The following is a 16,401-nucleotide window of genomic DNA, read 5'->3' as shown; positions in this document are numbered from 1 at the left end:
GCTCGGGGAGGGCCCGATTGCCTCGGGACCACCCCGCCGATGCCACCACCACGGGCCGGACGCCGCCAAGCTGGCGGCGCGACCCACGGGAACGGTCAGGCCTGAGGCGCAGGGGTGACAGGACTTGAACCTGCAGCCTGCGGTTTTGGAGACCGCTGCTCTGCCAATTGAGCTACACCCCTATGTGGCAACACTCGCCCCACGCGGCCACAGACGACCGTGCAGGGGTCACTTGCCCCACGGCGGACCAGTGTACGGGTAGCCGCCCGACTTTCCCAACCGGTCTCTCCGCCACGCGTGGCGGGCTCGGTTCAGCGTGCCGAACGGATGGTTGCCCGGGCCTGCGACAGCACCTTGTCGCCGAGGCAGGTGGCGGTCACCTCGAGTCGGGTGAGGCCGTCCTCGGTCACCTCACGGACCCGTGCGGTGACCTCGATCTCGGTCCCCTGATCGTCGTCCGGGACCACCACCGGCCGGGTGAATCGCACGCCGTACTCGACCACCGCGTCCGGCGACCCGGCCCACTCGGTGACCGCCCGGCCGACCAGCGCCATGGTGAACATGCCATGGGCGATCACCCCGGGCAGACCCACCTTGGTGGCGACCCGGTCGCTCCAGTGGATCGGGTTGAAGTCGCCCGAGGCGCCGGCGTAGCGGATGAGGTCCGCCCGGGTCACCTGGAACGTCTTTGCTGGCAACTCCATCTCAGGCCTCCCCGCGAATGACGTACCTGGCCCAGACAGCGACCACCGGTTCCCCGCCGACGGTGCTCACGTCGGTGCGCGTGGTCAGGAAGCCGTGCCCACCCCGGGTGCTGACGTCCTCGATGGTGTTGGTGCAGACCAGCTCGTCGCCGGCGACCACCGGCCGGGTGTACGAGAACCGCTGGTCGCCGTGCACCAGGCGGCTGTAGTCGACACCCAGGGCCGGGTCCTCGATGATCTGGCTGCTCGCGGCCATCGTGACGATCACCGGGAAGGTCGGCGGGGCCACCACGTCGGGGTGGCCCAGCGCCTGCGCGGCCGCCGGGTCATGGTGGGCCGGGTCGGTGGCGCCGATGGCGCTGGCGAACTCGCGGATCTTTTCTCGGCCCACCTGGTAGGGGGCGGTCGGCGGATAGGTCCGGCCGACGAAGGAAGGGTCCAGAGGCATGCCGCGAACCTACACGGAAAGCACAATCGCCGACCTGATCGGCAGGCAACGGCAGAGCCGCACCAGACCGGTCAGATCGGCGATTGAAAAGCTTCGACAGCGGCCGGCCGCGAGGCCGGCCACAAGTCAGCGGGTCTCGCGGTGGACCGTGTGCCGACCGTCACGCGGGCAGAACTTCTTCAGCTCGATGCGGTCGGGGTCGTTGCGCCGGTTCTTGCGCGTGATGTAGTTGCGCTCCTTGCACTCCACACACGCCAAAGTGATCTTCGGCCGGACATCGGTAGCCTTCGCCACGGCGGAGTGCCTTCCTCGCTAACGGAAACAAACTACGACGCGCCAGCCTAGACGCTGACAGCGCGGACATGCAAAGTGGGCGCCAGAAGCGCCCATTTTCTTACGACCACCGGCAACGAGCCCGGAAGACGAGAGTAGCGGTGGCCGGACTTGAACCGGCGACACAGCGATTATGAGCCGCTTGCTCTACCATCTGAGCTACACCGCTGCGATGGGTCCAGCTGAACCCTCGAGCCCCCTTACGGAATCGAACCGTAGACCTTCTCCTTACCATGGAGACGCTCTGCCGACTGAGCTAAGGGGGCCTGCGCTCCCCGTGAGGCGCGCAGGAGTAAGAGTACACGGCCTGGTTCGACAGGTGAAATCGGATCCCCGGTGATCGTCCGCGCCCTGCTCAGGGCACGACACGAAGGCGCGGCAACTCCCCGATGGAGATCGTCTCCGGGTCCACCTGGGCACCAAACCAGGCGGCCAACCGCTCGTACGGCAGCGGCCGGCTGAACAGGAAGCCCTGCCCAATCTCGCAGCCGATGTCCTGGAGAAGCTCGAGCGTCAACTCGCTCTCCACACCCTCAGCCACCACAGCCAACCCGAACTGCTGGGAGAGCGTCACCACCGCGTTGACGATCGCCAGGTCCCCCGGGTCGGTCGCCATGCCCTGCACGAAGGAGCGGTCCACCTTCACCTCGTGCACCGGCAGCCGACGCAGGTGCGCCAGGGACGAGTCGCCCGTGCCGAAGTCGTCCACCGACAGCCGTACGCCGAGATCCCGCAACCGTTGCAGGGTGGGGATGGGCCGGTCCGTGCCGTCCAGCACGCCCGACTCGGTGATCTCCAGGGTGAGGCGCTGGGCTGGCACCCCGTACTCGGTCAGCAACTCTTGGACCCGGTCGGGGAAGTGTTGGTCGGTGAGCGTCCGGGCGGCCAGGTTGACCGCGATCGGCAGCGGCTGGTTGGCGTCGGCCCAGTCTCGACTGCGTCGCAGCCCCTCACGGAGCACCACCTCGGTGAGCCGGCTCAGCTGCCCGGTGTGCTCGGCCACCGCGACGAAGTCCTCCGGCGCGACGTTGCCGTGTGTCGGATGCTCCCAGCGGGCCAGACACTCGACACCGACCAGGCGGCGGTCCCGCAAGGTGACCTTGGGCTGGAAGTAGACCTCCAACTCACCCTGGTCCAGTGCCTGACGCAGGTCGCCGGCGAGACCCAGCCGGCGCAGCGACCGAGACTCCAGGCCCGGGTTGAACAACTGCACGCTGCCCGGCACCGACTTGGCCGCCGTGGTGGCCAGGTCGACCCGCAGCAGCAAGGTGGCCGCATCGCTGCCATGATCCGGGTGTACGGCCACCCCGACGGCGGTGTCCACCACCAGGGTGAGCGCGTCGAAGACCATCTCGTCGCGGATCTGGTCACGCAGCTGACTGGCGAGTTCCAACGCCGCGTCCGCGCTCTCCAACCGCAGCGTCACCAGGAACTCGTCGCCACTCGCCCGGCCCACCAGAGCCGACGACGGCGCGCTGGCCCGCAACCGGTTGGCGACCTCGGCCAGGACCTTGTCCCCCGCCGCGTGGCCGAGCGACTCGTTGACCTGCCGCAGCCCGTCCACGTCGAAGAGCAGCAGCGCCACCACCTCGCCCGGCGCCCGGATCTTGACCGACTCGTCCAGCGCGCCGGTGATCCGCCGCCGATTGGGCAGCTTGGTCAGCGCGTCGTGGTACGCGTCGTGCCGCAGCCGGTCCACCAGCCGGGAATTCTCCAGCGCCACCGCCGCGTGTGCCGCCACTGTCTCGAACAGCGGCACGTCGTTACGGACGAAGTAGTTGCTGTCACCGAGCCGGTTGGCGACCTCGAGCGTACCGATGATCACGTGACCCGACCGGAGCGGAAGCACGATCACATCCTTGACCCGCTGCGCGGACAACTCGCCGCGCAGGTCGGCGTCGGTGGTCATGCCACGCCCGACCGCGACGACGCGCCCCTCGTCGCGGGCCCGTTTCCGCAGGACGGCCGGGGTCTTGGCGAGGTCGAGCAGACCCGAGTCATCGTTTCGTGCCGTCAGCAGCACCTCCGGATGCCGACCCTGAGCCGGCAGCCACAGCGTGGCGTACTCCGCCTGCATGAGGGCCCGCACCCGGCCCAGCAGCGCGTCCGCCAAAGTCCCGTCCTGGCCGCTCTCGGCCACCGCGCGACTCAGCTCGTACATGTCGGTGAGGGTGCGATGTTGTCGGAAGAACTGCGCGTACGCGCGGTAGACGATGGCCAACGCGCCGACGAGCGCCGCCAGCAACAGCAACGACCACCAGGTCACCGCGATGAGAATGAGGACGACCAACCCACTGGCTATGTTGATGGCCGCGGTGAGCAGCGCCGGCGGGCACTTGCGGATGGTCTCCCAGCCCACCTGCCAACCCTGGAGCAGGGTGTGCACGCCCGCCACGGAGAGGATGCTCACCAGGTTGACCATGCTGGCCGCCACGAACAGGGTCAGCCACGTGCCCGGGCCGACCCCCCGCACGGGCGGCAGCGCCTGCAGGACCAGGATCGCCAGGGATGACCCTGCGGCGGCACGAGCGACGTTGAACCAGAACTTCGTCGCGGCAAAGCGATGCCGGAGGTGTGTGATGACGGCCGCGAGGGTGTAGATCGTCACCACGGTGAGTGGCCGGACCAGGTAGAACGCCAGGACCAGCGGAATCTCGGTGAGCGTCACTCCGATCGACTGACGCCGTACCGAGAAGTTGAGCACCGGGAGCCCTGCGGCCACCATGGCGACCAGCAACGCCGCGGCGAGTGGCCACTCCCCGACGGGCTCCTGAGCGACCAGGCCGACGACGGTGGAGCAGACGACGGCCAACAACGCCATCGGCCCGGTGATGAACCAGGCGCGCTCGGTCGAGCGGGGGCCCGCGCGGCCGTTACCCGCCATGCGACGCCCCCTCACCGCCCCCGCCGGTCACATCATCGAGATCGTGCTTGTTATCGAGGTGCTGGCATGTTCCAGATGACGTCCGCAGTCTGCATCTGGCCGCTCCACGGGTCACCCGCGAAGACAACCGCGAGGGCGGTAAGCACCAAGAACGAGCCAAGCAGCCGGCCCAGCGTTCGACCAGACATTTTTGCTCCTGTCGGGGAAGTGTCACAGGGATGGTGGAGGTTCCACGATCGTGCCACACGGCCCGTATGCATAAAAGCGGTCAGTGGCGGGACCGGTCCGAGCGTTGACTAGGTCGCACCCTTCGGACAGCCCGCCGTGCCAGATCAGGGCCCGTTCCATGCCATCAGGCATTTCGCTCGACGCTTGATACGACCATCAGCACAATTCACCCAGGCTGCGACGCACCCACCGACACGTCTCTGACGATCACTCCCTGTGACCGAACCCTCGGCCCAAAACACACCGACGGCAGCCAATCCATCGACCACCATACCTGGTTCTCTCTCGGGCACAAGGGGTCATTCCGAGGCAACGCGGCCCCGCCCCAACCCTGGTGCCGACCGTCGCCGCGCCCGACGTACGACGAGAACTCTGACCTCTGGCGCTTCTCGCGAACCCGCGCGCATCCGCGCCAGCGTCTGCGATCTGACGTTCACTGCCCGGCATACGCCAACCAACCCGGCAAGGCCCCCGTCATGAGCCGCAGGCTCCTGCTCGGACTTCGCCAGCAGTTGGTCCTGGATACCGATCGCCCCGGCGAGCAGGTTGACCTGGATGCCCAGCAGCCCTTCGGGCTCCTGGCGGCCCATCACGGCGGTGACCGCGGCCCCCACTTCGCCTCCCTGGGCGACATAACGCGGGTAGCCACGATCGTCGCGGCTGCCCTTGCTACTACCGACGGGCCCGGTGGGTCTTCGATCATCGGCCGTCCGTTCAGTTGCCTGCTGGCGCCACGAACATCTTGACCGAACCGCAGGTCTCCGATGCGTTCTTGAACTGCTCTCCGTCGATGACGTACACGAGCTTCCCCCATCTCGTTCCGGCGGTGCGATCGGCCCTGGCTCCCGGTGAAGGGATCGCTTCGATACGTTGCACACAGGCAAACAGGTGCCCCGGCGCCGGGACACGGAAGATCCGACTCCACGACCGTCGGCACGCCTCGACCGGGGCCTCTCCGACTCTCGCCGCCACATCCCCCATCCGGTGCATGCCTGCTGTGGCGCAGACAAAGGCGGAATCACTTGCCGGCATCGCCTCAGGTGGAGCCGTCGGCGCGTGGTAACCACCGATTGCGGCGGTCGCACCACCAGCGGCCAGAACCCCTGCGGCAACGGCTGCGACTATCCCTGCGCGCCTTCTCCGGGATGCCTTCTCGGGCTGCCGTGGTGAGTCGAGGATGCGGGCGAGCATCGCCTCTCCCGCAGGGCTCGTCGTGAACGTGGCCCGGACGCTGGGCCGAACGCGACGGATCTGGTCTTCGGTCGCTGCGTCGTCGTTCTTCATTCCAACCCCTTCGTGTACGCGGTCAGACCGCCAACCAGAGACCGGTTCGGCTCCGCTCGCCGATGTCCGTATGCGTCCTCGAAGCGGCGACGAGCACGGTGCAGCCGCACGGCAAACGTCGCGGTCGTGCAGCCCAGCACTCTCGCCGATTCCCTGCCGTTGAAGTCGTACCAGTACCGCAGCAGCAACACCTCGCGGTCCGTCTCCGGCAGTTTCGCCAACGCCGCCATCACGTCGACCCGTTGGGAGGTGGACGGACCATGCTCAATCTCGCCATGCGCCTGAGAGTGCAGGCGCACCTGCAACGTCGCGTGACCCGCGCGACTGCGCCGATGCTGCAACAGCAGCCGCCGCGCGACCCCGAACAACCAGGGGCGCTCCTGTCCTGCCTTGATTGTTGGCAAGCGCCGCCAGGCCACGGCGAAAACCTCGCTCACGAGGCCCTGCGCATCGTCGCCGCCCAGTCGATCGCTCGCGTACGCGAAGACCGCGTCACCGTGCCGGCGGAACAAGTCAGTCAGGCGTTGCCGGTCGGCGGCCGTCCCCCGCGCATCCGGCACCGATCCTCCAGGTGGTGTTCTCACACCCGTACTTGTCGCTCCAACGACTTTTCCTTACGGCCCAACGGGAAGATTCCAGCCCTGCCTTCCGCCCTTGGGACGGCCGTGTCCCTCGCCGTGGCGTCGCGACGTGACTCGTAGACGTCGCCGTCTTCAGCACCGAGATCAGTCACCCGCCACAGCGCGACTAGCACCAGCTTGACCAATAGTCAGATCATCTGTTTATAGTTACGGCATGACTAAGAGACCAGGCCCGATGAGGGAGCCCACCTACTACATCCTGGCGGCGTTACAGGACGAGCCGCTGCACGGCTACGCAATCGTCAAGCGAGCCGAGGAGCTGTCCCGGGGGCGGGTCCGCCTGCTTGCGGGCACGCTCTACGCCGCGTTGGATCGGCTCACCAGCGAGGAGATGGTGCGGGTAGCCGAAGAGGCTGTGGTCAACGGTCGCGCCCGCCGCACGTACCAACTGACCGAGCGGGGTTCGTCTGCGCTGCATGAGGAAGCAGAGCGAATGGCCGCCGCCGCAGATGTCGTACGTGGCCGCTCGCCGCGCTCGGTTGCGATGATCCAGACGGTGCTGGCATGAGCCCGCTTGAGCGTCGGTACCGATGGCTGCTGAGGGCGTACCCCCGTCCGTACCGGGAGTACCGCACCGACGAGATCTTGGAGATCGTGCTGGCCAGGACCGATGAACAGCAGCGGCCAAGCTTGCCCGAATCTGCGGCGCTGGTGGCCGCCGGGCTCCGCGTCCGCACCGGCGTGGATCGGCTGGACACTCAAGCGTTGCGCCGCTCCGCGCTGCGGCTCTCCGCTCTGGCCTTGCTCATTCTGGGCGTTGCTCTCCATAGCGGAGTGCTGATCTACGGCCTGATCGCCGTCGCGGCGCGGGACTGGTACAACGCTCCGACCTGGGAGTCCGCGACCATCGCGCCGGTCCTGACCATCGGGCTGACCGCGGCGGCATGGGGCAAGTACCGCGTTGCCTTCGGCGCTGTGTCAACGGCGTTGGCCGGTCAGTACTGGCTGATGAATCCCTCAGGCCCGGTTCTCTCAGTTGACGCTATCTGGCCCGCCATGGATGTGCGGTTCTTGTCGCCACTGCTTGCCTCGTTAGCGTTGCTGCCATTGCTGCGTGCGCCTCGCGCGTCGGTAGCCAAGCCTTGGATCTGGCTCATTCTCGGCTCGCTGGCGGTCTTCGTTCTCGCACCTAACCCCTTGACCGGCGGGCATCCTGCACCAGTGCTCATGTCCCTATACGTGTTCGCGGCACTGGCTATCGTCGCCGCGCCGATTGATCCGCGAATGCCGATCGTCGCCTTTGCGCTCATCCTGCCGTCCGCCCTGGCACTAACTGTTGCTCATCTGCTCAAGGCAACCGCCCTGAGCGAGACCTTGTACGCACCACTTTCCACCACGCTCATACTCGCTGCCATCATGGCCGCCACGCTCACCGCCAGCACCCTCACGAGCCGTCGACATCTCCGCATTTAGCCGCCAGAGGCTGCCCGGCCACCGCGCTAGCCAGACCGAACCGGAGCAGGTACGCCCGTTTGACGGGGCGGGCCAGAGTTGGATCTCGGCAAACACGTAGTTGGTGCAGCCAGCGGGATGGGGGTGAGACTCGCGAAAGAGGCCCTTGGTCGGCGTACGCACTGGTCAGGGGCTTCTCCGTGCTCATGGTGGCGGGAGATGATTCGAACCTCTGCAGCTTTCGATACGGACTTACCGAGCGTCCGCGATCTTGGCAGCCTCAGGGTCTGCCACCTGCCGTTCTGCTCCGCTTCGGAGAGGCCGTGCAGGCTTGCGCCCACCATCTGCCCACGCCCCCACCACGTCAGGGTGATGAAGTGTCGAGCGGAACCGGTCCGTTCTGGTCCTCGATCTGGCACTGCACTGTCGCAGGCGCGCAGACCGCCATGTAGCTCCCGAGGAAGACTTTCTGCTGCCTGCCGCCGATCTCGTACGTGACGTTCACCCCGCGACGAACCGTCCGGCCTTCGCCCACGAGCTCGTAACCGAGCAGGATCTCGATGTCCACCTTGCCGTCCGGATGCTCGCTCGGATCAGCGGTGCCCGGATCGGGAAGAACAAGCCCGGCCGGATCCTGTGCACCAATGAGGTCAGGATGGGTCGGCGGCCAGCCTTCGGAGTCCATCACCGATCCTCGGGTCGAGGTGAGCACTCGTACCTGGGCGCCAAGCAGACGAGCCGAGTCGCCGTGCATGACCGGTTCGATGCTCTTGATCGTTACCGGTCCCTTGCCGATCCGGATGGTTGTGACACCGTCGGTGAGCCGATAACCGACGTCATAGGAGCCTGCCCAGCCGTAGCTGCTCCGCTGGGCAAACACATCGTCGCCAGGACGATCAGAGGTCAGGAACGGTGTATCACAGCCAGCGACGGCGAGGACCCCAACGAGGGCTCCCGCCATCGCCGTTCGGGCGAGCCGAGTGTTCATGCAACCTCCGCCCCGGCACCCCTGCCCCGATAGGTCATCGAAGCTCACCGTCAGTCGTTATGAGCCGGACTCGCCGGTGGACAAGGTTGATGTCGATGACCTTCACCAACAGCGTGTCACCTGGTTCAGGGATGCCGTCAAGGGCGGACTCGTGGACCAGCCCTTGAACGCCATCCCCCACAGCGACGAAGACACCGAACGGCACGATGCGGGTCACCAGACCGCGCAGGACGGCTCCGAGATGCGCCCGCGCGAACTCCGCCATCGGGTCAGGCTCCAGCGCCTTAAGCGACAGCGCTACCCGCTCGCGGTCGAGGTCGACGTCCAGAACCATCACGGTGAGCCGGTCTCCAAGACCCACAACATCGGTGGGGTGATCAAAGTGCTTCCAGGTCAGCTCTGGACAATTCACCATGCCGGTGACACTGCCGATGTCTACGAAGACCCCGAAGTTCTTGATGTCGACTACGACGCCTGTGGCAACCTGGCCCCGCTCAATCGTTTCCAAGCTCAGCCGCGCGCTCTCGTCATCCCTCTGTCCCATAAGCTCCAACCTTCAACCGAGTGCGTCGCCGATCTTGTCATTCATGGTGTCGTCTCCCCCGTCCATGCAGTTGGCGTAGACGCGGAGCAGGACGGCTACGCCGTGGCCCAAGCGCCGGGCGACCTCGGTCGGCGGGACGCCGGCATTCAGCCAGAGAAAGGCTGCCGCGTGCCGTAGGTCGTTGGGCCTACGGACGAGCGGCGAGGCAACCTGCGATTCGGTCAGCACCTTCTTCGCGGGCGAGCCTCCACCACCGGTCGTAGACCGACTCGGAGAGCGGCCCACCGTGCAGGCCCGGAGAACCGACCGTCCGGCCCCACCCCGTGATTCTCGACGAGCCGGGGCGGGATCGGGACCGCACGAGTCTCAGCCCTCCCCCGGTGCTTGAGGCCACGCCGCTCGTGGGAAGCGCCGTCGTCGGGCCAGTGCGACCCGGCGCGCGGCGAGGTGCCGGCGAGCACCAGGCGGCCCCAGCGGTATTCGATCTTCTCGTGGCCGCAGGACCGGGAAGGCTTGGCCGCGGTACCCGGCGCGACTGAGCGAGACCCACGACAACGGCCCCTGATCAGCATCTCTGCTGGTCAGGGGCCGTGTCTGCACCTGGTGGCGGGTAGAGGATTCGAACCTCTGAAGCTTTCGCGACGGATTTACAGGGCATCCGCGATCAAGACACCCAAACCCCGGTTGACCTGGTGTTTCTTCCACTCTGGATCATGGCTGAGGTTGCGCCGCCCACGGTATGCCCCCGCGCGCGCGGGGAGCGCTTTTTGAGAGGATCGCGACCCCGACGCACTCACGCCAGGCGCAGTCGCCGCCCCCCAGAAGGCCAGCGCCGCCGCCGAAATGATCATCGCTAGCTGAAAGCGAGTCGGAGTTTCGGTGAGGCCAGCAAGTCCAGCCGTGCCGGCAGCGCACCCGGCCACGAGGGCGGCTACCACCTTCTTCGGAGATCGAGGGCGCATCGACACATAGCCAGTGTTGCAGATCGGGACAAGTCAACCGAGCGCCTGGCCGATGCGATCATTGTCGGGAGCCTCTCCCCCGTCGATGCAGTTGGCGTAGACCCGGAGGAGGACGGCGACGCCGTGGCCCAGGCGCCGGGCGACCTCGGTCGGCGGGACGCCGGCATTCAGCCAGAGCGAGGCCGCCGCATGGCGCAGGTCGTAGGGCCGGCGGACGAGCGGCGAGGCGACCTGCGATTCGGTCAGCGCCTTCTCGCGGGCGAGCTTCCACCACCGGTCGTAGACCGACTCCGACAGCGGCCCACCGTGCAGGCCCCGGAAGAACCGGCCGTCCGGGCCAACTCCGTGATTCTCGACGTGCGCGCACAGCAGCTCGACGAGCCGGGGCGGGATCGGGACCGTACGAGTCTCCGCCCTCCCCCGGTGCTTGAGTCCGCGCCGCTCGTGCGAACTGCCGTCGTCGGTCCAGTGCGACCCTGCGCGCGGCGAGGTGCCGGCGAGCACGAGGCGGCCCCAGCGATGTTCGATCTTCTCGTGCTCACAGGACCGGGAAGGCTTGACCGCCGCCAGGTCGTCGAAGTCGGCCCCGCAGTCGGCGCACCGGCCGGCAAGGTCGCAGTCCTCTCGCCGTAGGTCTGCGGCTTCTGAGGGGCGCATCCCCGCGTAGTAGAGGCAGCCGAAGAACGCGGTGACCTTGTCGGCGCGTTTGCCGAGAGATTTCACCGCCTCCAGCAGCGTGGCGACCTGGGCCGGGTTCGCCACCACCCGCCGGTCGATGGACTGTGCGACCTCGGGCGCGGTCCACTGGACCCGGTCAACCGGGTTGGAGTCGATCAGCTCCAGCTCGACGGCGTACCCGAGGACGTTGTAGAAGGTGGCCCGTTTCCGCTGGACGGTGGAGGCTGCCGCGGGCTTGCCGTCGAGGCGTACGCACAGGCTGTCGAGGACCCGGCGGACCATCGCGGGCGAGTCCAGCTCGACGACAGGGAGTGACGCGGTTTCCAGCCAGGCCAGCGCCGCCGCGTGCTCAGTGGGGATCTCGTCGGACCAGCGGCGCGGGTTGAGACCGTAGAGGTACAGCGCCTCACGGAGCAGGGCGTCAGTGGGTCGACCCCTCCGCCCGGGACGGGTCAGGGTGACCGCGATGGAGGTCAGCGCTTCGACGATCGAGCGCCGGGTCTTGGCCGCCGCCCGGGGCCACTTCATCTCGACGTACGCGCGGCTGTGCGCGTACCAGGTGGTGGGGTTCTTGGTTCTGGCCTCGGAGACCGGGCGGCCGGTGGCCGGGTCGAAGGGCTCCCCCGCGTTGGCCGCCTGGACCAGCTCGGCGCGGAACGAGTGCGCCAGGGCTTTGGTACGGAACATGTCCTCGAAGCGTTGGCCGCTCACCGCCCAGCGGACCCGCCACGGCCGAGCCTTCCGATCAGCGCGCTTACCGATCTCCCAGATCTGGACCTCGTAGCTCTTCACGCGGCGTCCTGCTCCAGGTCGCCGAGCCACCGACCGAGCGCCGACCGCCGGACCCGAAGCTGCCCATTCGGGAGCTTGATCACCCGTGGTCCCTTGCCGGTCTGCCGCCAGTAGAACCAGGTCGAGCGCGGTACGCGCAGCTCGGCGAGCACTTCCGGCACGGTCAACAACTCCTCGTTCACTGCGGTTCCTCCCCGTCGTGCTGTGCGCTGTGCTGAGTTGCCGAGAGATCTGGAGGCTCCTGCGCGGCCCGATCCTTGGCGGCGAGCAGTTCGGATCGCCAGCGGGCCCGTTCGCTGATCGACCGCATGAGCCGGTGGGTCATCGGGCCGACATCGGGGTCGTCGGGTCGGGCGAGTTCCCAGGCGTGCCGGACCCGTTCGGTGGTGTCGCCCTGGTCGTCGACGAGCTGCGTGCCGTCGGTGGTGACGCCGAGCAGTGCCCGGACCCAGGCCCGCGCGTCGTGTTTGTGGTCGGCGAGGGTCTTGCCGGACCAGTCGCGGGAGATGAGGATGCGCCGACCACCGATGCCGAGGGTGTCGCGCTGGTGGACCTTGCCCTTGCAGCGGCCCGGCTTGAGCTTGGCGTGTGCCTTCTTCGGCTGGATGCCGTAGAGCAGCCAGTTTGCGCAGCGGTCGGTGCAGGGCGTCAGCTGGAGTTGCTGCCAGAGCCGGTCGAGGTGCTTGCGTTGCCGGTCGGTAGTCGCCTTGTGGCAGTCGCCGGTGTGCTTGGTGATGTATTTCGTGACGTACCGGATGGTCCGTTCGGCGTCCTCGGTGCCGGGCATGACGCCACGGGCGTCGACCTGGGCGCCGAAGCGGACGACGTGAACCGGTTCCGCGTCCGGATCGTCGTCGATGGAGTCGAGGGCTTCCGTCCAGGTGGTCAGCGGCTCGCGGGAGTCGGGGTCGACCCATGTCGCCGCCTGTTCGTCCCAGATCGGGAGCCGGTCGAGGGTGTAGCGCTGGACGTCGACCGAGGGCCACCACACCTGGTGGTAGGTGGCCGCCGCTACGGTGCGGAGCACGTCGCGAGGGATGGTGCCTCGGATGGCGAAGTGGGCGTGTGGGGCGAGTCGGCGTTGCGGCTCGACGCAGCCGGCGTACTGGACGTTCCAGCCCTCGCACCGTCGGAGGTTCTGCCAGAACCGGTCGAGGAGGCGGGGGAAGTGAACGGCGTCCCAGGCGGCGCGGCGGTAGTCGTACCTGGCCGGGTTGACGGGGGTGCCGTCGGGGCGGACCGGGCCGTACGAGTCGAGGGTGAGCGTGAGCCACATCGACGGTTGGTAGGTGGAGCCGTCCGGGGCGGTGTAGGTCTTGCCGACCGTGCGCCGTTCGACCTTGCGCCGAGGCAGCTCGGGAGCGTCCTGGCGCCGCTTGGTGGAGCGCTTGCGCCGCTGGCCCGGTTCGTCGTCCTGGTCCTCGTCGTCGCTGGCGTGCGGTGGCCCGACGCGCCCGCGCAGGCCCTCAGCGGCGATGGCTTCCTCTACCTCGCGGATTGCCTCGTCGAGGTCGGTCACCTGGTCCCACTGGGCGGCGCGTACCGCCTCGTCGCGGGAGAACTCCAGGTGTGCGCGGAACAGGATCAGTGACTTCTGCGCCTCGGTCGCGGGTTCCGGGCCGGGTAACGGCTCGTCGTCGCGGTGCCAGCCCTCGCGGATCTGGGCTTGCCGTAGCCGGCGGTTCTTCTTGGCGCACGGCGGGCATTTGTCCTCGCGGGTCGCGCCGCAGGGCAGGTCGATGACTTCGGTCAGGCCGGTGTCGAGGTCGGTGCGGCGCATGGCGAGCGGGCGGACGCAGACGCCGTACTCGATGGCGATGTCCTTGAGGACGTCGATCGAGCGGGGCAGCGCCATGCGGGCCGCCCGCGAACCCGGCCGAGAAGCAACCGGGGTCGGGGCGGGTTCGAGACCGGGCAGGGTGGGAGCCGTCATCGGATGATCCCGACGACCTGGGGCCGATTGGACTGGACGACTCCGACCGGAGGCAGCACGGCCACTGATGCCGGCGGCATCACCGGAGCCGGCGGCGCGGGTTCGACAGGCTGCGGCTCGTCGTACCAGTCGCTCTGCGGCTGATCGGGCTCGGGTACCGGCGCGGCGGCGGGTTCGCTGGACAGGACGACCTTCACCAGGGCGAGGAAGGCCAGCGACGGCACGGCCGCGACGATCCAGCCCCAGACGGACGGTTCGGCTTCGGCCACCTGGGCGGCGAGGGAGAGCAGCGCGAACGCGATCAGGAGGACGCCGACCAGGCCGACGGGTCGACCGGTGCGGCGGCGGGCGCGGATCTCCAGGCCGAGGTAGATGGCCATCAGCTCGACGGCCACGGCGTTGGCCCAGCCGATCCAGTCGGGTTGGCCGTGGGCGACGGTCAGGTCGTGGACGTGGGTGAAGGCGGCGGCGCCGGCCATGGTGCCGACGACGAGCAGGATCAGCACCCGGACGCCGGACTCGGCGCGTTCGCGGATCATCGGCCGCTGCCGTTGTCGCGGACGGTCAGGATGATGCAAATCTGCTGGCCGTTGAGGTCGCGGCGGCGGTTGACCATGTGCGCCAAGCCGTGCAGGGCACCGGCGAGCCGGTCCGGGGAGCCGTTGAGTTCGATGTGCAGGGGCTTGAGGCGGTGGGTGCCGAGGAAGAAGCTCTTGAGGGACATCAGTTACCTCCGGGCCGGGGCGACGCGGGTACGGATGTGCTCGGGTGGCTCGCCGAGGGAGGCCACCGCTTCGGAGAGGCAGCGCCACAGCGCCCACGCCTCGTCGGGGGTCAGGGACATGCGCCGCCGGCCGCCACCGACGGCGAGATAGACCGGGTACGCATCGGGGCGGGCGGGGTCGACGCGGACGGACACCGCCGTGCTGGCGGCACCGTCGGTGCCGGGTGCGCGGAGCCGGTAGAAGGTTCGGCCGCCAGTCGGGGCGGTCACCGCGGCTCACCCCCGTCGGTGTCCCGGTCGAGGATGTTCAGCAGCGAATCCGGCAGCAGTGGTCCGCGACGCTGCCGGGGCAGAGGCCGCCGGGTTGGCTCGGTGGCGGTCTCCCGGCCAACCTGGGCGAGGATGTCCGCCGCGTCGGCCGGCGCCGGGTACTCCGCGGCCAGCTCCCGAATGTGGTCGTCGGAGATGTAGGAGAAGCGGACCCGGGCCGGCTCGGGGGTGCCGTCGAGGATCACGTACCCGACGCCCTTGGCCCAACGCGGCATCTGGTCGGCAAGCGCACCCCGGTTGCGGGCACCGTCACCCAACACCAGGTCGACCTGAGCGGCCTCGGTCAGACCGAGCGCGATCCGGGTCGGGAACAGGTCCCGGAACGGCAGCACCTCCTTGCGGGGGTCCTGCAACGCCGCCACCACCAGGACGCCGACGCCGGCCCCCTGCGACAGCAGCAGCCCGAGCGAACCGGCGATGCGCTTGCGCAGGTCAACGTCCTGGAGGTACGCGGTCAGCGCCGCCATCTCATCGATGACGACCACGACCAGGGGGTCATCCAGGGTCGGCGTGTGAACTCGCACCGCGCCGGCAAGCCGGGTCTGCCGCTCCCGCATCACCGTCACGGCCTCGTCAAGCAGATCGGCCATGGCCTCGAACGACTTGCAGGCGAACCGGGCGAACAGCGGCCGGCCCATGGCGAATTCCATGCCGCCCTTGGGGTCGATCACCCAGAGCCGGACCAGCCCGGAGGAGATCCCGCCGGCAAGGACCCGGACCAGGGACCACAGCACGGAGCCCTTCCCGGAGCGGGTGGCGCCGCCGATGAGGACGTGCGTGGCGAGCAGGTGCAGGCACCAGTGCCGCAGGTCTTCCCGCCGAGCCAGGGGCAGAGCGGTGAGGTCGGGTACCGATGGGACGTCGAACGGGTCGACCAGGGTGCGCAGCGCATCCGTGCGGACCACCACCAGGTAGACCACCGACGGCCGGTCCCGGAACCGCAGCCGATCCACCGCGCCCAGGACCAGCGCCCAGTAGCCGGACCGGGTCGGCGGATCATCGGGACGCTCGGAGTAGACCCGGGCGTGCCGCCGGCCGAAGGCGTACGCCAGGTTCGCCGTTGCCTTCTGGAACTCCTCCGGTGTCTGGCCGCGGACCATGCGGATGGTCAGCACGTCGAGCGCCTGATCCGAGCGGACCCGCAGCAGCTCCGGCAGGACCGTGCGATGGTCGTACACCTTGGCCAGGCCGCAGAGGGTCATGGCCTCACGCCAGGCCCGCCGGTAGACGAAGAGCTGACGGAACCGGCCGAGGATCGGACCGGCGCACCAGGTCCACCAGGACGACTCGTGCCGCCACCGCCACAGCGCCGACACGGCAGCGGCCAGGACCACGGGCACGATCACGCCGGACCGACCGAACTCGCGGTAGAGGCTCACCCCAGTCACGATCAGGGCGACGGCGACCGGGTGGCGAAGACACCACCACAGGCCCCGCCACAGCCACCGCAGCACCAGGCCGATCGCGATCAGCCAGACCGACAGCTCCAGCCGACGCGGCCGGATCACCATCAGGTCCCCGGCGGTGGTCATCACG

19 protein-coding genes and 3 tRNA genes are annotated in these 16,401 nt (G+C 68.4%); 2 read left to right on the top strand and 20 right to left on the bottom strand.

The features are described 5' to 3' along the window. Window positions 1-109 precede the first annotated feature (109 nt). The 11 genes from IF46_RS0118295 to IF46_RS0118255 form a co-directional block, all read right to left on the bottom strand. A tRNA-Trp gene (locus IF46_RS0118295) sits at window positions 110-182 on the bottom strand. A 129-nt stretch (window positions 183-311) separates the two neighbouring features. Beyond that, a complete protein-coding gene (locus IF46_RS0118290; protein ID WP_030489570.1) occupies window positions 312-704 on the bottom strand; it encodes a MaoC family dehydratase in 393 nt (130 codons plus the stop codon). 1 nt (window position 705) lies between these two features. After that, window positions 706-1,152 carry a MaoC family dehydratase N-terminal domain-containing protein gene (locus IF46_RS0118285; RefSeq protein ID WP_030489569.1) on the bottom strand — a complete coding sequence of 149 codons (447 nt, stop codon included), beginning with the start codon at window positions 1,150-1,152 and terminating at the stop codon, window positions 706-708. Window positions 1,153-1,278: 126 nt separating this feature from the next. Further along, the gene (gene rpmG / locus IF46_RS0118280) at window positions 1,279-1,446 is read right to left on the bottom strand and encodes a 50S ribosomal protein L33 (protein ID WP_007073056.1); all 168 of its coding nucleotides are present in this window, start codon (window positions 1,444-1,446) and stop codon (window positions 1,279-1,281) included. A 135-nt stretch (window positions 1,447-1,581) separates the two neighbouring features. Next, window positions 1,582-1,654, bottom strand: a tRNA-Met gene (locus IF46_RS0118275). 24 nt (window positions 1,655-1,678) lie between these two features. Continuing rightward, window positions 1,679-1,751, bottom strand: a tRNA-Thr gene (locus IF46_RS0118270). An 89-nt stretch (window positions 1,752-1,840) separates the two neighbouring features. Next, entirely contained in the window at window positions 1,841-4,369 is a 2,529-nt protein-coding gene (locus IF46_RS0118265; protein WP_030489568.1) for a putative bifunctional diguanylate cyclase/phosphodiesterase, read from the bottom strand. 50 nt (window positions 4,370-4,419) lie between these two features. Beyond that, window positions 4,420-4,557, bottom strand: coding sequence for a hypothetical protein (locus IF46_RS34820; protein WP_198041467.1), 138 nt, complete (start codon window positions 4,555-4,557; stop codon window positions 4,420-4,422). Window positions 4,558-4,896: 339 nt separating this feature from the next. Next, window positions 4,897-5,211, bottom strand: a complete 315-nt coding sequence (locus tag IF46_RS35640; RefSeq protein WP_198041466.1) for a hypothetical protein — start codon at window positions 5,209-5,211, stop codon at window positions 4,897-4,899. Window positions 5,212-5,311: 100 nt separating this feature from the next. Next, entirely contained in the window at window positions 5,312-5,881 is a 570-nt protein-coding gene (locus tag IF46_RS34455; RefSeq protein ID WP_157563147.1) for a hypothetical protein, read from the bottom strand. After that, window positions 5,878-6,441, bottom strand: a complete 564-nt coding sequence (locus tag IF46_RS0118255; protein ID WP_051723995.1) for an RNA polymerase sigma factor — start codon at window positions 6,439-6,441, stop codon at window positions 5,878-5,880. The genes IF46_RS34455 and IF46_RS0118255 overlap by 4 nt, the downstream gene beginning before the upstream one ends. A 235-nt stretch (window positions 6,442-6,676) precedes the next feature. Here IF46_RS0118255 and IF46_RS0118250 point away from each other — a divergent pair, with 235 nt between their 5' ends. Together IF46_RS0118250 and IF46_RS0118245 are read left to right on the top strand one after the other, a co-directional pair. Continuing rightward, window positions 6,677-7,030 carry a PadR family transcriptional regulator gene (locus IF46_RS0118250; protein WP_030489566.1) on the top strand — a complete coding sequence of 118 codons (354 nt, stop codon included), beginning with the start codon at window positions 6,677-6,679 and terminating at the stop codon, window positions 7,028-7,030. Continuing rightward, a complete protein-coding gene (locus IF46_RS0118245; protein ID WP_030489565.1) occupies window positions 7,027-7,935 on the top strand; it encodes a hypothetical protein in 909 nt (302 codons plus the stop codon). The genes IF46_RS0118250 and IF46_RS0118245 overlap by 4 nt, the downstream gene beginning before the upstream one ends. Window positions 7,936-8,278: 343 nt before the next feature. Here the strand turns inward: IF46_RS0118245 and IF46_RS0118240 are convergent, their stop codons facing one another. The 9 genes from IF46_RS0118240 to IF46_RS0118195 all read right to left on the bottom strand — a co-directional run bounded on the left by IF46_RS0118240 (window position 8,279) and on the right by IF46_RS0118195 (window position 16,397). Further along, window positions 8,279-8,902 carry a hypothetical protein gene (locus IF46_RS0118240; RefSeq protein ID WP_157563141.1) on the bottom strand — a complete coding sequence of 208 codons (624 nt, stop codon included), beginning with the start codon at window positions 8,900-8,902 and terminating at the stop codon, window positions 8,279-8,281. 34 nt (window positions 8,903-8,936) lie between these two features. Continuing rightward, window positions 8,937-9,446 carry a S1 RNA-binding domain-containing protein gene (locus IF46_RS0118235; RefSeq protein WP_030489563.1) on the bottom strand — a complete coding sequence of 170 codons (510 nt, stop codon included), beginning with the start codon at window positions 9,444-9,446 and terminating at the stop codon, window positions 8,937-8,939. A gap of 995 nt (window positions 9,447-10,441) precedes the next feature. Continuing rightward, window positions 10,442-11,878 (bottom strand): tyrosine-type recombinase/integrase, encoded by a 1,437-nt coding sequence (locus IF46_RS0118225; RefSeq protein WP_030489562.1) that lies wholly within the window; start codon window positions 11,876-11,878, stop codon window positions 10,442-10,444. Further along, window positions 11,875-12,060 (bottom strand): helix-turn-helix transcriptional regulator, encoded by a 186-nt coding sequence (locus IF46_RS0118220; RefSeq protein ID WP_030329852.1) that lies wholly within the window; start codon window positions 12,058-12,060, stop codon window positions 11,875-11,877. The genes IF46_RS0118225 and IF46_RS0118220 overlap by 4 nt, the downstream gene beginning before the upstream one ends. Next, the gene (locus IF46_RS0118215; RefSeq protein WP_030489561.1) at window positions 12,057-13,811 is read right to left on the bottom strand and encodes a replication initiator; all 1,755 of its coding nucleotides are present in this window, start codon (window positions 13,809-13,811) and stop codon (window positions 12,057-12,059) included. The genes IF46_RS0118220 and IF46_RS0118215 overlap by 4 nt, the downstream gene beginning before the upstream one ends. Beyond that, window positions 13,808-14,350: a DUF2637 domain-containing protein gene (locus tag IF46_RS0118210; protein WP_030489560.1), complete on the bottom strand. Its 543-nt coding sequence runs from the start codon at window positions 14,348-14,350 to the stop codon at window positions 13,808-13,810. Before IF46_RS0118210 ends, IF46_RS0118215 begins: the two co-directional genes overlap by 4 nt. Further along, complete coding sequence (locus tag IF46_RS0118205; RefSeq protein WP_030489559.1) at window positions 14,347-14,535, bottom strand: hypothetical protein; 189 nt, start codon at window positions 14,533-14,535, stop codon at window positions 14,347-14,349. The genes IF46_RS0118210 and IF46_RS0118205 overlap by 4 nt, the downstream gene beginning before the upstream one ends. Before the next feature lie 3 nt (window positions 14,536-14,538). Next, window positions 14,539-14,805, bottom strand: coding sequence for a hypothetical protein (locus IF46_RS0118200; protein WP_030489558.1), 267 nt, complete (start codon window positions 14,803-14,805; stop codon window positions 14,539-14,541). Then, the gene (locus IF46_RS0118195; RefSeq protein ID WP_030489557.1) at window positions 14,802-16,397 is read right to left on the bottom strand and encodes an FtsK/SpoIIIE domain-containing protein; all 1,596 of its coding nucleotides are present in this window, start codon (window positions 16,395-16,397) and stop codon (window positions 14,802-14,804) included. Before IF46_RS0118195 ends, IF46_RS0118200 begins: the two co-directional genes overlap by 4 nt. Window positions 16,398-16,401: the final 4 nt, after the last annotated feature.

The sequence above is a fragment of the Micromonospora chokoriensis genome (assembly GCF_000718555.1).
Classification (GTDB): domain Bacteria; phylum Actinomycetota; class Actinomycetes; order Mycobacteriales; family Micromonosporaceae; genus Micromonospora; species Micromonospora chokoriensis_B.
This window is presented reverse-complemented; position numbering and strand designations above follow the sequence as displayed.

Bases quoted from the DNA above. Each gene is read 5' to 3' on its own strand.
- IF46_RS0118210 (WP_030489560.1), bottom strand. From the start codon at position 14,350: ATGATCCGCGAACGCGCCGAGTCCGGCGTCCGGGTGCTGATCCTGCTC.
- IF46_RS0118245 (WP_030489565.1), top strand. From the start codon at position 7,027: ATGAGCCCGCTTGAGCGTCGGTACCGATGGCTGCTGAGGGCGTACCCC.
- IF46_RS0118215 (WP_030489561.1), bottom strand. From the start codon at position 13,811: ATGACGGCTCCCACCCTGCCCGGTCTCGAACCCGCCCCGACCCCGGTT.
- IF46_RS0118290 (WP_030489570.1), bottom strand. From the start codon at position 704: ATGGAGTTGCCAGCAAAGACGTTCCAGGTGACCCGGGCGGACCTCATC.
- IF46_RS0118240 (WP_157563141.1), bottom strand. From the start codon at position 8,902: ATGAACACTCGGCTCGCCCGAACGGCGATGGCGGGAGCCCTCGTTGGG.
- IF46_RS34455 (WP_157563147.1), bottom strand. From the start codon at position 5,881: ATGAAGAACGACGACGCAGCGACCGAAGACCAGATCCGTCGCGTTCGG.
- IF46_RS0118195 (WP_030489557.1), bottom strand. From the start codon at position 16,397: ATGACCACCGCCGGGGACCTGATGGTGATCCGGCCGCGTCGGCTGGAG.
- IF46_RS34820 (WP_198041467.1), bottom strand. From the start codon at position 4,557: ATGTCTGGTCGAACGCTGGGCCGGCTGCTTGGCTCGTTCTTGGTGCTT.
- IF46_RS0118250 (WP_030489566.1), top strand. From the start codon at position 6,677: ATGACTAAGAGACCAGGCCCGATGAGGGAGCCCACCTACTACATCCTG.
- IF46_RS0118235 (WP_030489563.1), bottom strand. From the start codon at position 9,446: ATGGGACAGAGGGATGACGAGAGCGCGCGGCTGAGCTTGGAAACGATT.
- IF46_RS0118205 (WP_030489559.1), bottom strand. From the start codon at position 14,535: ATGTCCCTCAAGAGCTTCTTCCTCGGCACCCACCGCCTCAAGCCCCTG.
- IF46_RS0118265 (WP_030489568.1), bottom strand. From the start codon at position 4,369: ATGGCGGGTAACGGCCGCGCGGGCCCCCGCTCGACCGAGCGCGCCTGG.
- IF46_RS0118285 (WP_030489569.1), bottom strand. From the start codon at position 1,152: ATGCCTCTGGACCCTTCCTTCGTCGGCCGGACCTATCCGCCGACCGCC.